The organism is Candidatus Brocadia sapporoensis (assembly GCF_001753675.2).
GTDB classification, from domain to species: domain Bacteria; phylum Planctomycetota; class Brocadiia; order Brocadiales; family Brocadiaceae; genus Brocadia; species Brocadia sapporoensis.
In genome coordinates this window covers 1-14,268 of the sequence record NZ_MJUW02000082.1, presented here as the reverse complement: position 1 = coordinate 14,268, position 14,268 = coordinate 1, and the positions used below count along the sequence as shown (strand labels likewise).

General features: G+C 42.3%; 15 protein-coding genes. 2 read left to right on the top strand and 13 right to left on the bottom strand.

All coding sequences use genetic code 11. The features are described from left to right. Positions 1-13: 13 nt before the first annotated feature. The 9 genes from BIY37_RS07580 to groL (BIY37_RS07540) form a co-directional block, all read right to left on the bottom strand. A complete protein-coding gene (locus BIY37_RS07580; RefSeq protein WP_070067232.1) occupies positions 14-673 on the bottom strand; it encodes a DedA family protein in 660 nt (219 codons plus the stop codon). A gap of 75 nt (positions 674-748) precedes the next feature. Further along, positions 749-2,080, bottom strand: a complete 1,332-nt coding sequence (gene der, locus BIY37_RS07575; RefSeq protein ID WP_070067231.1) for a ribosome biogenesis GTPase Der — start codon at positions 2,078-2,080, stop codon at positions 749-751. 35 nt (positions 2,081-2,115) lie between these two features. Beyond that, on the bottom strand, positions 2,116-3,327 hold the full coding sequence (locus tag BIY37_RS07570; protein WP_070067230.1) for a hypothetical protein: 1,212 nt from the start codon (positions 3,325-3,327) through the stop codon (positions 2,116-2,118). Then, complete coding sequence (locus tag BIY37_RS07565) at positions 3,320-3,523, bottom strand: DNA gyrase inhibitor YacG (protein ID WP_070067259.1); 204 nt, start codon at positions 3,521-3,523, stop codon at positions 3,320-3,322. The genes BIY37_RS07570 and BIY37_RS07565 overlap by 8 nt, the downstream gene beginning before the upstream one ends. Before the next feature lie 17 nt (positions 3,524-3,540). Continuing rightward, complete coding sequence (locus BIY37_RS07560) at positions 3,541-3,807, bottom strand: FmdB family zinc ribbon protein (RefSeq protein ID WP_070067229.1); 267 nt, start codon at positions 3,805-3,807, stop codon at positions 3,541-3,543. Positions 3,808-3,913: 106 nt separating this feature from the next. Then, positions 3,914-5,032 (bottom strand): molecular chaperone DnaJ, encoded by a 1,119-nt coding sequence (gene dnaJ / locus BIY37_RS07555; protein ID WP_070067228.1) that lies wholly within the window; start codon positions 5,030-5,032, stop codon positions 3,914-3,916. Positions 5,033-5,279: 247 nt separating this feature from the next. Continuing rightward, the gene (gene groL / locus BIY37_RS07550; protein ID WP_070067227.1) at positions 5,280-6,899 is read right to left on the bottom strand and encodes a chaperonin GroEL; all 1,620 of its coding nucleotides are present in this window, start codon (positions 6,897-6,899) and stop codon (positions 5,280-5,282) included. 53 nt (positions 6,900-6,952) lie between these two features. Beyond that, positions 6,953-7,237 (bottom strand): co-chaperone GroES, encoded by a 285-nt coding sequence (gene groES, locus BIY37_RS07545; RefSeq protein WP_070067226.1) that lies wholly within the window; start codon positions 7,235-7,237, stop codon positions 6,953-6,955. Positions 7,238-7,319: 82 nt separating this feature from the next. Then, positions 7,320-8,999 (bottom strand): chaperonin GroEL, encoded by a 1,680-nt coding sequence (groL, locus tag BIY37_RS07540; protein ID WP_070067225.1) that lies wholly within the window; start codon positions 8,997-8,999, stop codon positions 7,320-7,322. A gap of 391 nt (positions 9,000-9,390) precedes the next feature. Between groL (BIY37_RS07540) and BIY37_RS07535 the strand changes: the two genes are divergently transcribed. After that, a complete protein-coding gene (locus BIY37_RS07535; protein WP_070067224.1) occupies positions 9,391-10,344 on the top strand; it encodes a biotin--[acetyl-CoA-carboxylase] ligase in 954 nt (317 codons plus the stop codon). A gap of 2 nt (positions 10,345-10,346) precedes the next feature. Here BIY37_RS07535 and BIY37_RS07530 read toward each other — a convergent pair whose 3' ends face one another. From BIY37_RS07530 to BIY37_RS07520, 3 genes are all read right to left on the bottom strand, one after another. After that, positions 10,347-10,943, bottom strand: coding sequence for a hypothetical protein (locus BIY37_RS07530; RefSeq protein WP_143299211.1), 597 nt, complete (start codon positions 10,941-10,943; stop codon positions 10,347-10,349). A gap of 142 nt (positions 10,944-11,085) precedes the next feature. Next, positions 11,086-11,868 carry a ParA family protein gene (locus BIY37_RS07525; protein WP_070067222.1) on the bottom strand — a complete coding sequence of 261 codons (783 nt, stop codon included), beginning with the start codon at positions 11,866-11,868 and terminating at the stop codon, positions 11,086-11,088. 171 nt (positions 11,869-12,039) lie between these two features. Continuing rightward, complete coding sequence (locus tag BIY37_RS07520) at positions 12,040-12,636, bottom strand: PocR ligand-binding domain-containing protein (protein ID WP_070067221.1); 597 nt, start codon at positions 12,634-12,636, stop codon at positions 12,040-12,042. 523 nt (positions 12,637-13,159) lie between these two features. Here BIY37_RS07520 and BIY37_RS07515 point away from each other — a divergent pair. Next, the gene (locus tag BIY37_RS07515) at positions 13,160-13,840 is read left to right on the top strand and encodes a DUF1326 domain-containing protein (protein ID WP_070067220.1); all 681 of its coding nucleotides are present in this window, start codon (positions 13,160-13,162) and stop codon (positions 13,838-13,840) included. 73 nt (positions 13,841-13,913) lie between these two features. Here the strand turns inward: BIY37_RS07515 and BIY37_RS07510 are convergent. Continuing rightward, the coding region (locus tag BIY37_RS07510; protein ID WP_230402466.1) for a hypothetical protein at positions 13,914-14,268 on the bottom strand (355 nt) is incomplete at its 5' end.

The window sequence follows — 14,268 nt, the reverse complement described above, 5'->3', positions numbered from 1 at the left end:
AATTATTACGAATCTAATTTTCGATGATTTCCTCTTTCACTTGACGGTGCCTAAAATATTCAACAACTGCAGGGATAAAGGAAATAATTATAATAGCAATGATCATAAAACTAAAATTTTGCTTAATGATGGGCAAATTACCGAGAAAATACCCCATGAAGGCAAGGGTCAGTACCCAAAAGATCGCCCCAAGAATGTTATATAAAGCAAAGCGTAAATACGTCATGCGGCCAATACCGGCAACAAATGGCGCAAAGGTACGAATAATGGGGACAAATCGGGCAATAATAATTGTTTTGCCTCCATATTTTTCAAAAAATTGATACGTCCGTCTAAGATACTCAGGATTAAAAAATACAGACTTATGTTTCCTGAATATTTTCGGACCAATGTGATAGCCAAACCAATAGTTTACCGTATCGCCAAGAATTGCTGCAGTAATCAAAACTACCATCAGGATATACACATTCAAAGCACCCGTAGCGGCAATTGCGCCAGCAGCGAATAGCAATGAGTCTCCTGGCAAAAAAGGCGTGGCTACAAATCCTGTTTCTGCAAAGACAATCAAAAACAGGAAAATATGTACCCATACGCCATAGGTGCCGACCAAATCGTATAAGTGATTGTCCAGATGCAAAACGAAGTCTAAAAAATATTTTCCCATCTCTACCATTCTTTTTCTCTTCTTAAAATGCTTTTGGTTTTGCAGTATTCATGGTACTTTGAATGCAATAAAATTTTAGCAGCACTAAACATGACTTAACGGCGCTTTCGTCCTTGCCCGAAAATAAAACTTTAAGGGAACCTCAGAAAACGGCAGTTTGTTGCGGAGCTGATTGGAAAGGTATCGTTCATAATCATTGTCAAAAAGTTTGGTGTCGTTAACAAAAAGAACAAAGGTTGGAGGAGCAACTCCCACTTGGGTAGTATAATAAATTTTCGGAGATTTAACCCTCGTGCGTGTTGGCCGATGTAAAGCAATCGCTTCTTCCATCGTTTGATTTAATTCAGATGTTGTGACCCGGCTGTGGGCTTGTTCGTAAAGCTCCGAAGCCAGGTGTATCATTTCCTTCACGTGTACGTCATTCTTGGCACTAATAAAGGAGATAGGAGCAAAGGAGAGTCCTGGCAGGCATTTAGAAATGTAGTCATTAAATTTTTGTGTTTCTACTCCTGAGACCAAATCCCATTTATTAATCACGATGATACATGGCTTATATTCGGAGACGATATAATCACCCAATTTTTTATCTACCTCAGACACTTTTAGTGTCGCATCGATAAGAAACAATGCTACATCAGCCCTGCGGATAGATCTCTGAGCACGTGCCATACTATAAAATTCAATTGAGTCCTTGACCTGCCTCTTCTTTCTTAAGCCTGCCGTATCAATAGCCAGGTATCGTTTACCGTCTATTTCAAATTGCACATCCACAGAATCACGCGTAGTGCCAGGAACATCACTCACAATAACCCGTTGTTCTTTCACCAGGGTATTAATGAGCGTTGATTTTCCCGCATTTCGTTTACCTACAATGGCAAGTTTCAGAATCGGTACCGAAGAAATCAACCCATGGCATGGCGCTGGCAAGAGCGAAACGACCTTATCCAGCAATTCAGATCTTCCAAATCCTTCGAGGGCTGACAGGGGGACCGGATTACCAAATCCCAACGCATGAAAACCCGATATATGATATTCGAACTTTGGGGTATCAACCTTGTTTGCGATGAGGATCACCTTTTTCCCCAATCGTCGTAATTTCTCCGCCACCATACTATCCAACGGAGTTATGCCCTCACGAATGTCTACGACAAACAGGATTATATCGGCTTTATGAAGCGCTATTTCTATCTGTTCTTCTATCTCTTCCGTGAGACCATCTGTATCCTTTACCCCCATTCCCCCGGTGTCGATTAACTCAAACACGTAATCCTTGTGTTGAATTTCTGTTGACACGCGATCTCTTGTGACACCGCTGGTAGGCTCGACAATAGAAATTCTGCGTTTTGCGAGGCAGTTGAGTAAGGAAGATTTTCCTACATTCGGCCTGCCAACAATGGTAACAACCGGAATAGTCATTGTTTAACAAAAATATATTATTTAATTTATTGAACCTAGCGATTTCTTTCTTTGTCAGGAAAAGAATTTTCCTGCTTATCCCCATGCGAAGATAGTTCCTCATCTCTCTTCTCTGTCATTTCAGCCTTTTCCGTTTTTTGTTCATTCTCTTCCATGTAAACATCCGAAATGTCGGTACTATCAATTTCTTTTCTTAGCAGAAAATATATAATCGTCTTCGCTGAAAACAGATACGTAGTAAGATAACTCCATACTGCCAGTTTAATCAAAAAGATATAAACAATGAGCATGCCTGCAAGGAATTTCAATGTCCATCGATCCAGAGAAATAGTTGCCGTCGTAACCTCAGGAGATGCTGCGCTGCAAAACCCGAGACAAGCAATATTACACTTTTGCGATATGAAGGATTGAATTGAAGAAAATTTCTGTCCCATGCCTGTTTCTACGGTAAAAAAAGACAATCGTATCATAAGCCATGCAACAAACGCAATTACGAACAGACAAACGAGTCCATAAAGTACATTTATCATGCAGTAGAAAAGGAATTGCTTTGGACGGGAAAGGACATAACTATATGCACGGCTCATTGCATCGAAAGCGTCTGATCCTTCGGCACTAATCGTGGGAAACATAAAGCATAACCCTAATGCACCGATCGCACCAATAAAGACTATGAAAAATCCAGAGATCAGGGCAAACGGAAAACCTATTGCGATAAAAACTTCACCAACGACCGGTATCCGCCCAATGAGGCCGACGATCACATTACATAAAGCAAAGAAGAAGACACCAATCACCGGCACCAAAGGCGACCAAAAATAAGACCATATCTTTTTCCTGGCAAATTTCAGGGCATCAGACAACTGGCCACTTTCATCTTTGGCATAATCCAGTGCGGCAAGCCGTGTAATGGCTCCACCCACTAATGACCAAATCATCAGAAGGCCAAAAACGAGCACGCCGAAGACGAAAAGTTTCCCAAAATCCAATGGTATAAGCGATGAGAATACGCTTTTTACGATTACCTGGACACTCTCTTTAACGGAGAAGAGGACAAGTTTCGTAAAGAAGGCGGGGGTAGTATCAATTAATTTGAGAGCAGAAAAAAATGCAGCCACCAGGCTACACCATGCCAGACTTGCCAAAAGGCCGGCGTACCCAAGGACCATTTTCTTAGGATCAAAAGCCATTTTAAAGGCCCGAAAGATATCACACCAAGTATACATTACCGTTTTTACCTTACTCATTTTTCTTTCGCTCCTTTTTTTCTAATTGTCGCATTATTTCTGCGCCTACCGATTCCTCAATGCGATACTCTTCATCAAGCCACGAACCAAGATCAATTAGCTTACACCGATCACTACAAAAAGGAAACGTCGGCATATCCTGCACCCTCCGGTAGAGAAACTCTTTTTTACAATGAGGACAATTCATTCTTCTCATATCGTATTTCCGGTTTGTCATTTCTTTTCTGTCGCTTTGGTTTCCGTTTTTTCAGATTTTGCCGGTTCGGTTTCTTTTTTGGCTTTTGACTTATATTCCTCACTTCGGTAATCCGTCTGATAGAAACCAGAACCTTTAAAGATAACCGCTCCTCCTGCCCCGATCACCCTCACTGCTTTCAATTTCCCACAGGCAGGACATTTTTTTGCGGGATTTTCATTAATGTGTTGAAACAACTCAAATGAATGATTACAAGCACTACATTTATAGTCATATGTCGGCATATCTTTTCCTCATCAACTATCAGATTATCTAAAACGGGCTGTGCACTACCGATGCAAACCGCTTATCCTCTTTTGTTTTTTTCAGCATCTTCATCTGCAAAATTCTTCAAAAGAGACCTTTCATCTTCTCGAAGAATTTTTTCTGTCTGGGAGAAATATTCTTTTTCTCCAGTTCTGCAAATTCACGCAATAATTCCTCTTGCCGTGGCGTCATCTTCGTAGGCACTTCTACAATTACCTGCACCAACAAATTCCCCTTGCCATATCCATGCAAATTGGGAAATCCTTCTCCCCGAATGGGAATGACCTCATTATTTTGAGTTCCCCTCGGTATCTTAACCTGAATAATATTGCCGGTAAGCGTAGGGACATCAATCGTGCAACCCAGTGCCGCCTGTGCAAAAGGGACTGGCACTTCACAAAGGACATCGTTTCCCTGTCGCTTAAAAATCGGATGGGGTTTAACATGAATATCACAATACAAATCTCCTGACGGGGCTCCGCTTTCACCTGGCTCCCCTTGTCCAGTCAGCCTCAGACGGGTACTATCCTCGACTCCGGGCGGAACCTGAATAGAGATAACCGATTTTTTTGGATATCGTCCAGAACCACCGCATTTTGTACAGGGAGATTCTACTATTTTACCGGCTCCGTGACATTTCGGACACGTAGTTCGCAGTGTAAAAAACCCCTGCGATTGTTGTACCTCTCCTTTTCCTCTGCAGTACGAACAGGCAACGGGCTGGCTACCTTCGCGGGCACCGGTCCCACGACAAGTATCACAGATTTCTCTTTTCGTTAGTTCAATCTTTTTTTCGACTCCGGTAGCAACGTCTTTAAAATCAATTTCAATATCACATTTCAGACTTGCCCCTTTCCGCGCAGCCTTTCCACGAGCGCGTCCCCCTCCAAAGAAATCCTCAAAAATACTCCCGCCGCCAAAAATATCTCCAAAAGCATCAAAAATATCTTCAAAGGTGCTGTAACCAGGAGTCCCCGTACTTCTCAGGCCATCCATTCCAAATTGATCATACTTCGTTCTCTTCTCGGTGTCACCCAGTACACCATAAGCCTCCGCAGCCTTTTTAAATATCTGTTCAGCTTCTTTGTTTCCAGGATTTCGATCGGGATGATACTTTAAGGCAATCTTCCGATACGCCTTTTTTATCTCTTCCCCGCTTGCGTTTTTGTCAACACCCAGAATTTTATAAAAATCTTCTTCCATGCTGTATTAAGTAAGGTATTTTTATATAAAGATATGCCATAAGACATGAAACGTGAATAGTACTGCAAGATTATAGTACATACAACTGCATAAAATCAAGATGTTTTACGACTCTTGTCAAAAACTGATTCAGAACGCTTTTCTCCCAGCATTTGTCAAATGCATCTATAACGCATAAAAGTAAAAAGGCTACGTAACGCAGCCTTTTTACTTCCCTCAATGTCTTAATTGTCTACAAATAACCGGCTTAATGGATGCTACCCTCAATCTCCTTTTCTTCTTCGTCTTCCTTTAATTCGGTAATAATGGTTTCTGTAGTCAACAAAAGTCCGGCAACGCTTGCTGCATTTTGTAAAGCAACCCGAGACACCTTCACCGGATCTACAATACCTGCGTTGATCATGTCTACATACTTTCCCGTATTGGCATCATAGCCCATATTGGTTGCCAGCTCTTTTACCTCTTCCACAACCACTGAGCCATCAACCCCTGTGTTTGATGCAATTTGACGCAAAGGCGACTCAAGAATCTTTACAACGATGTCCACACCGACCTTCTCATCTCCTTTGAATTTCTTCCGCGCTTCATCGAGAGCAGGTATTACCCGAATAAAGGCTACACCACCGCCTGGAACAATCCCTTCTTCTACGGCTGCCCGGGTCGCATGCAATGCATCTTCCACACGCGCCTTCCTCTCATTCATCTCTGTTTCCGTAGCAGCTCCCACATGAATGACCGCGACACCACCCGCTAATTTTGCAAGCCGTTCGCTTAACTTTTCTTTATCATAATTAGAGGTCGTCTGCTCAATCTGGTTTTTTATTTGAGCGATTCTTGCCTGAATATCTGCTTTCTTTCCGGAACCCTGAATAATTGTCGTATTGTCCTTGTCAATCGTAATCCTCTTTGCACGACCAAGGTCTTCGATACCGATGCTTTCCAGCTTTATGCCCAAATCTTCTGTAATAGCACGTCCCTTGGTTAATATGGCGATATCCTCAAGCATTGCCTTCCTACGATCTCCAAAACCAGGGGCTTTTACCGCCGCACAACTTAACACACCACGAAGCTTGTTAACCACCAGGGTAGCCAGCGCCTCGCCCTCTACGTCCTCGGAAATAATCAATAATGGTTTTCCACTCGTCGCGATCTTCTCCAATAAGGGAAGAATATCCTTCATACTGGACACCTTTTTCTCATGAAGGAGTATATAAGCATCCTCCAGAACAACTTCCATATTCTGCGCATCGGTAATAAAGTATGGAGAAAGATACCCTTTGTCAAATTGCATACCTTCAACAACGGTTAATGTAGTTTCGATTCCTTTGGCTTCTTCTACGGTAATTACCCCGTCCTTGCCGACCTTATCCATAGCATCCGCCAACAGATTGCCAATTGATGCGTCATTATTTGCAGAGACGGTTCCTACCTGGGCAATTTCAGCGCGTCCTTTCACAGGTTTACTCAACTTCTTAAGTTCCCCAACGACAACTTCCACCGCCTTGTCAATACCCCTTTTGATTGCCATCGGATTTGCTCCTGCCGCCACATTTTTCAACCCTTCGTTGAAGATGGCCTCCGCAAAAATTGTAGCTGTTGTTGTACCATCTCCTGCAACGTCGCTGGTTTTTGATGCGACCTCGCAAACCATTTTTGCCCCCATATTTTCAAAGGGATTTTTCAGCTCAACTTCCTTTGCCACGGTTACGCCATCCTTTGTGACCGAAGGCGCACCAAACCCTTTTTCAAGAATCACATTTCTTCCTGTAGGGCCCATCGTTACGCGGACGGTGTCTGCTAGCTGCTTAATCCCTTTTTGGAGCAACTTTCTGGCATTTTCATCATACAGTAATTGCTTTGCCGCCATTTTATAACCTCCAAAAAAATTTAATTCTTACAAACTTCAAAGCGCTACCGGCACTACTCGATCTTCGCCAAAATATCACTTTCTCTCATAACCAGATATTCCTTACCGTCCATAGCAACTTCGGTTCCGGCGTATTTTCCGTAAAGGACTTTGTCTCCCTTTTTCACTAAAAGTTCTGCCCTTTTCCCATTTTCCAACATCTTCCCATCGCCAACAGCAACAATCTTCCCCTTCATGGGCTTTTCTTTGGCTGTATCTGGTAACACAATTCCGCCTGCTGTTTTTTCTTCGGCTTCCATGGGTTCAATAACTACCCTGTCATCTAATGGTCTGATCATTTTTTTCTTTACCTCCTCACGAAATAAGAATCAAAATAGTAAAAACATGTAAATCTTATACAAATTTAATTTACGTTAGAGATTACATTCCCATGCCACCCATACCACCCATGCCTCCCATTCCTCCCATGCCACCCATACCTCTCATTCCTGCCCCCATACCACCCGGCATCTTTTCCTCTTCTTTTTTAGGAATATCGGTAATGATACATTCTGTTGTAAGCAGAATGCCAGCAATACTCACAGCGTTCTGCAATGCACTTCTTGTTACCTTTGTCGGATCAACAACACCAGCATCAATAAGGTTACAATAAGTTTCTTTCTCTGCGTCATAACCAAATGCTTTGTCTTTGGATTCCAATATCTTTCGAATGACCACAGATCCCTCCATACCTGCATTCTTAAATATCTGTTTCGCAGGAGCCAAAAGGGCGTTCTTTACAATATCGACACCCATAGCCTCATCGCCCTTCAACTTCAGGTCATTCAGAACATCTGCAGCTCGTAACAACGCAACACCGCCACCGGGAAGGATCCCTTCTTCAACAGCGGCTCTTGTGGCGTGTAGTGCATCTTCCACCCTGGCCTTTTTCTCTTTCATCTCACTCTCTGTTGCTGCACCAACAAATATTTGCGCAACCCCTCCGGCAAGTTTTGCAAGGCGCTCCTGCAACTTCTCTTTGTCATAATCAGATGTTGTCATGTCAATTTCGTTACGGATTTGCTTGATACGCCCTGAGATTGTATCGGTACTTCCTGCGCCCTGAATAATCGTTGTATTGTCGGCATCAATAGTAACCTTTTTTGCCCGCCCCAGATCGCGGAGGTCGATACCTTCCAATTGAATGCCAAGATCTTTAAATATTGCCTTACCGTCCGTAAGAATAGCAATATCATCAAGCATCGCTTTTCTGCGATCGCCGTATCCGGGAGCTTTTACCGCAGCACAACTCAGCGTACCACGAAGTTTATTGACAACAAGCGTTGCCAATGCTTCACCTTCGACATCTTCTGCAATAATAAAAAGAGGCTTCCCTGTCTTTGCTATCTTTTCGAGAAGCGGGACCAAGCCCTTAATAGCAGATATCTTCTCCTCAAAGATCAGTATGTAAGGATCTTTGAACTCAACCTCCATGGCATCAGGATTCGTAACAAAATGAGGGGAGAGATAACCACGATCAAATTGCATACCCTCCACAACATCCACGTTGGTCTCAAGACCCTTTCCTTCCTCGACTGTAATGACGCCATCCTTCCCCACCTTATTCATTGCATCGGCAATCATTTTACCAATCTCCGGATCATTATTTGCCGCAATTGCACCAATGCTCGCAATTTCTGTCTGATTTTTGATCTTCTTGCTCATCTCTTTAAGTTTTTCTACAACTTTGTCCAGCGCTTTCCGCATCCCCCTATTGAGCGACATAGGATCTGCCCCCGCTGTCACATATCTGAGCCCCTCCAGGAATATTGCTTCAGTAAGAACCGTTGCTGTAGTAGTCCCATCACCAGCAACATCGCTGGTTTTTGATGCGGCTTCCCGCACCAGCCTTGCCCCTAAATTTTCATAAGGATCTTTTAATTCAATCTCCTCAGCAACCGATACCCCATCCTTAGTTACGGTGGGACTTCCGTATCCCTTATCTAATACAGCATTTCTCCCCCTGGGTCCCAGAGTAACCTTAACCGCCTTGGCAAGTTTCGAAACACCTCGCGCAATAGCCGCCCTTGCATCTTCATCAAAAGATAGCTGCTTTGCCATTGATACCTCCTTTCAATACCTTAGGTTTTTATCAGAACACAATAAAATTCAAACTTAAAAATCATCGATTGGCGATAGTGAGCAAATACAATGCCTTTATATGTACACAAAAATTAAACAACATTAACTATCCATTATCAAGGATGTTACAATGAATACAATTAAAACAAAAGACTCATTCTTCACAATGGGTATGCCATTGTGACAGCAGAAAATTTTGAGCACAAAACAACATCTGTCAGTATGGCAGGATTCTGATATTTCTTATCCCATACAATAAAAAAATCGATTTTTCTTTTTCATTCTTGACTTTTTATTGATTTGTGACATAGTATTGTGCACCCGAAACTATTTTCACCAAAAAACTTATCCTCTCAGGAAACAGTTGTCCATGTTACAAACAAACCACAACAACCTCGTCATAAATTCAAACAAGAACACAGGCAAAAGAACTTTTCACAAAGAAGTGACTGGAAACAAACCAGAATTCCTTAAAATGGGCAACGGCACAAATAACAATCAGTCACAAAACAGAACCCTATTGCCAGAAGCGCCGGAACGTCTAAATCCGGAAGAAATCACGAAAGGATTAAAAACCAGAATTGTAGGAAGTTCCATAATAACTTACGAACAAACAACGTCGACTATGAATATTGCCAAGAGAATTGCGCGTACGGAATTTAAAAATGGTACCGTGATTTTTGCAGAGGAGCAAACTCAGGGAAAAGGACGTTCTGGCAATTCATGGTTCTGCCCCAGATATAAGGGTTTGCTTTTCACTCTCTTGTTACGGCACAACATACCACTCGACCATCTCTGCTTATTCGTTGGCACGATCGCTGTTTCAATCACAGAAACAATACGTGAAACATTGCAACTTCCTGCTGAAATTAAATGGCCAAACGACATCCTGATTGGCGGGAAAAAGGTTGGCGGTGTGTTAATTGAATGGGAAAAGAGAGTAAAAAACCAGTCGGTGTTTTTGGTTGGGATTGGACTTAACGTTAATACTTCTGAAGGAGAACTTCCAGAACATACCCATCTGCCAGCAACCTCGCTGGCTATAGAAAAACTCGGGGCTGTTGATCGTGTTTTCCTTGCGAAGGCCCTGCTTCAGGATATTGACAAATGGTTTTCCATACTGAAAGACGAGCACTTTGGATACATTACCGAACGATGGAAGAATCTTTGCATTACCGTTGGCGAAACGCTAACCATCAAGGACTGTGACGCTGAATACACGGGCAGGGTTATTGATATCTCAAATAACGGCGGTTTGATGTTAAAGCTGGATAACGGCAAGGTAAAGATATTCCGTGGTGAACATGCCACGATTAAATCTTAATGCTACTTCAAACGCAGAGCCTTTTCTATAACAAAAAGCCTCGCCTCAATTCTGCTCGTCCGTTTCGATAGGTCGTTGTATACAAAATATCCCAAAACAAGTAAAAGCGCTGTATAAGCAATGATGATATAGGTAGAAATCTGCTCCGAAGACAAAGTGAAAGGCAGCCGATTTATTTTCCACTCATTTCTCTGAATCGGGTGTATACGTCTGGACGCCGGCATTGCCGGTTCGACATAATGCACGGGCTCTTGAAATATTCCCTCAGTGTTTTGTGGCATTGACTTTGTTTTTTCAGCAGACGGATTTTCATGCCGCCGTCCAATCACAACCTTTTGTTTTTGCACGGAAACTCCGTCGGCTCTGTTATCAATCGCATCAGGAAGCTTCAATTGTTTCGGAATATGTGGCGCCTTGTTACCAATTACCGGAGAGGGTATTTGTTGTTTCGCTGTTACGCGGGAACCGGACACTTGAACAACCCTTGTATCATTCTGATCCGCTGCATGAACTTCCCCCGCAGGAACCGATTTTTCACCCTCCTTTGACACCTTCATCCAATTCAATGGATCAAAGCCGAGCACACTATCCTTTCCCATATTTCCTCCCACCAATACCATGCCGGTTAGAGAGGCCGGCATAAACGAGAAATTTTTCCGTCTTTAAAATATTTATAAAACGAAAATTAGCATAAAGCTAAATGCCTTACCGATAACTTGTCATGTGCAACCACTGCCCACATCAAACTACCTTTTGCCGTTTTTCTTGTTGTAGCACTTCCTTAGCAAGGGCAAAATAGTCCTCAGCGCCATGGGAGCTCGGTGCATAGGTGACAATTGGCTTACCATGGCTTGGCGATTCTGAGAGTTTTACATTTTTTCTGATAATCGTATTGAATGCTTTGTCTCCAAGCGGCGGATACTCTTTTACTTTTTCAATTACTTCGTTACAAAGCCGGGCACGGCTGCTATACATGCAGAAAATAATACCGGTAATCTCCAGATTATTATTGAGCCGCTTGCGAACAACCTCATACGTATCCAATAATTTACTGACACCCTGCAATGCAAAGAATTCTGTCTGCAAAGGAATAAAAAGTTCCTGCACAAAGGTCAGGACATTCAGCGTTAACAAACCAAGGGATGGAGGACAATCAACAAGAACATAATCATATTGATCGAGGACATTTCCCAAATACTCCTTGAGTACCGTCTCTCTTCCTACAACACCAACCAACTCAATCTCTGCCCCTGATAGCTCAATATTGGCTGGAATAATATCCAGACCCAGCACCGAAGTATGCAAGATTACCTCCTCAGGCTTGCACTCCCCCATAATGAGATTATATACGGAGTATTTTAAACTATGAATTTCCACTCCGAGGTGTACACTGAGATTGGCTTGCGGGTCCATATCAATAGTCAATACCTTTTTTCCCAGCATCGCGAGACATGCCCCCAGATTTGCGGTTGTGGTGGTTTTTCCTACGCCCCCCTTCTGATTAAGCAAAGCAATACTTCTCATCCCGTACATCCTCCTGTCTAAAGGTAGGTCTTGTAAACGGCGCAAACATAAGAGATTTTATGATTAATATGAAAAAGACTCCCATCGGCACAAACACGGAGAAGCAGACCGATGAAAAGTTTAGCATTTCTCATAAAAATTTCAAGCTATAAATTTAATATCACTGAAGACTTATTCGTTTTTGTGACGTTTGAAAATCTCTTCAGCCTCATGGTATTTTTTTGCCATTGCTGCTTCGCTCTGCTTTAAGATATACATACGGCTCATCATCTTCGACATCAGCTCAGTTGTCAAAATTGCCTGCTCGCGGGCAATTTTCAGAATGGGTTTTGGTATAGGAGGGGTTTTTTTCACGGCATCCCATAAAATACGGGCATCAATATTGAATTGTGCTGCAACATCATATACACTGAATTTTGAACGGAATGGGTTGGAAATTGTCACACAATGTGCGCCAATAACGGTTTTTTCGTCCAGACAAAGCGGCATTGAAAGCGTCGTTAAACCACCCGGGCACATATCCTCAAAGGGTTTTTTATATTGGATGGCGCTTTTTGCCAGTTCACGATTGTAAGACAGGCATAAATCTTTTCGTTCGCTGATAAAACGAAGTGTTTTACAATACGAAGAGGCATTAACTTCACCGACTACTTCTCCATCCACATCATATACAATATCACTGGTGTTCAGGATGCTCATCAAGTAAAGTTGAATAGGGGAAATGATTTCTTTTTCGAAATCGATTTTTAAACGTCTAATCGGTTCCATTCAACATTTTCCTGATAGATGTTTTACAATAATTCCAGATTATTGAAACGGGAGAGGTTATCTTACATGCAGTAATATATACTAATTGAGGCGTGTTTTCAACAAAACTTGTAAGATTTTTGAAATTCTTTCGTTATTAATTTGCTCCTCTCTCCTTGCCGCTCCGGTGCTTAAGACGTTATCTCCAATATTTATTCTCCATCAGGTTTACGTTTTGTAGCCGGGCTATGAATATTATAGAATTGCAGACCTGAAGCAGCATATACTATAAAATAAAAAATGATTTGTTTATGTTGGCCAATTTATAACTTATATCCTCTTTATTAGCAAGGCTTTTTATCCGCCAAATTGCCCGGTTTAATCCAACCCCTATAATCTATAATTCTTGACAAAAAATACTTGTCCGATTATGCTAATGGTGTTACGAAGTCTAACGACTACCGAAGGATAAGGAAAACGATCGGCCTGTATATCCATGATCGGTTTGATGTCTTATTTTATCAGAAGAAGGAGGAGGTATACGATGTGGAGGATGAGATATTTGTTCGCAGGATTTATGGTTTCCATCTGGTTGTGTGGTTTTGCCCGCGCTGTTTTCGCTGACCCTGCATGGTCAATTGAAGGTGAGTATTTTGAGGGATGCACTTGCAATCCTGGCTGTCCATGCCTCTTTGGGAGCGAACCAACCCATAATAAAACGTGTAAGATTAGCGGTGTCTTTCATATTAAAAAGGGAGTTTACGGGCAACATACCTTGGACGGACAAACCGTTATTGGCATAACAGATTTAACAGCAAGACCCGACAAAAATTGGATTGTCTTTTATATCGATGAAAAGGCCGCCGCCGTTCAGAAAAACGCATTATTGGACATCTTTCAGAATCACGTATTCAGCTTTGCAAAAGTTCCTCATGACAGGATTACGGTAAAATACGTACCCGTCCAAACGGAATCGTCCCCATGGCACAAGAAGGCGAGTGCGGCCAACAACCTAATATTAGACATCGAGTTGCTGCATGGAACGGGTGATCCCGATAAACCAACCCAAATTGTGAACAAGAATTTTTCGGTTTGGGCAAAGGAATTTGACAAAGTCCTGGATATGGGAAAGGCTGCTACCCATCGATTCCAGGAGGGCAACCAGGAATGGAATTACGATGGGCGAAGCGGATTTGCCACAGCCTTTCGTTTTAGCGCTAACTAAAGCTTCATCTGGCTTTTAATTCATTTTTTATGGTTTCTGGATGTCTTCATTTATCTGAAAGACAACAGGAGAATTAGTCTCGAACATTTTCGATGTTGTGGATGCAATTCCACATAAAATTTGCAATGCCAGGGGTGTAAATATCGCTATGGGCATTGCCACCTTTCCCATAGGGTTTGTTTTTTATTAACTCCGATGCATCAACGATTGAGATTTTTTCGGGATGCTGAAAGCTGTCATTCCATTCCAGTTTCATTTCTTCCTTTATTTTTTCACCCCTTTCCCGCTGAACTTCCTTTACAAGAACATCATAGTTGCGCGGTTCGCTCTCCACCTCTATTTTATAATGACCAAAGATATCCTGATGATCTAACCCGACTTTCGCAATTCGAGCTGAAAAAAGGTTATTTTTAGGCATGAATCGCCCA

What these genes read in the sequence shown, in the direction of transcription:
- BIY37_RS07580 (WP_070067232.1), bottom strand. Translation starts at nt 673, where the DNA reads ATGGTAGAGATGGGAAAATATTTTTTAGACTTCGTTTTGCATCTGGAC.
- der (WP_070067231.1), bottom strand. Translation starts at nt 2,080, where the DNA reads ATGACTATTCCGGTTGTTACCATTGTTGGCAGGCCGAATGTAGGAAAA.
- BIY37_RS07570 (WP_070067230.1), bottom strand. Translation starts at nt 3,327, where the DNA reads ATGAGTAAGGTAAAAACGGTAATGTATACTTGGTGTGATATCTTTCGG.
- BIY37_RS07565 (WP_070067259.1), bottom strand. Translation starts at nt 3,523, where the DNA reads ATGAGAAGAATGAATTGTCCTCATTGTAAAAAAGAGTTTCTCTACCGG.
- BIY37_RS07560 (WP_070067229.1), bottom strand. Translation starts at nt 3,807, where the DNA reads ATGCCGACATATGACTATAAATGTAGTGCTTGTAATCATTCATTTGAG.
- dnaJ (WP_070067228.1), bottom strand. Translation starts at nt 5,032, where the DNA reads ATGGAAGAAGATTTTTATAAAATTCTGGGTGTTGACAAAAACGCAAGC.
- groL (WP_070067227.1), bottom strand. Translation starts at nt 6,899, where the DNA reads ATGGCGGCAAAGCAATTACTGTATGATGAAAATGCCAGAAAGTTGCTC.
- groES (WP_070067226.1), bottom strand. Translation starts at nt 7,237, where the DNA reads ATGATCAGACCATTAGATGACAGGGTAGTTATTGAACCCATGGAAGCC.
- groL (WP_070067225.1), bottom strand. Translation starts at nt 8,999, where the DNA reads ATGGCAAAGCAGCTATCTTTTGATGAAGATGCAAGGGCGGCTATTGCG.
- BIY37_RS07535 (WP_070067224.1), top strand. Translation starts at nt 9,391, where the DNA reads ATGTTACAAACAAACCACAACAACCTCGTCATAAATTCAAACAAGAAC.
- BIY37_RS07530 (WP_143299211.1), bottom strand. Translation starts at nt 10,943, where the DNA reads ATGGGAAAGGATAGTGTGCTCGGCTTTGATCCATTGAATTGGATGAAG.
- BIY37_RS07525 (WP_070067222.1), bottom strand. Translation starts at nt 11,868, where the DNA reads ATGAGAAGTATTGCTTTGCTTAATCAGAAGGGGGGCGTAGGAAAAACC.
- BIY37_RS07520 (WP_070067221.1), bottom strand. Translation starts at nt 12,636, where the DNA reads ATGGAACCGATTAGACGTTTAAAAATCGATTTCGAAAAAGAAATCATT.
- BIY37_RS07515 (WP_070067220.1), top strand. Translation starts at nt 13,160, where the DNA reads ATGTGGAGGATGAGATATTTGTTCGCAGGATTTATGGTTTCCATCTGG.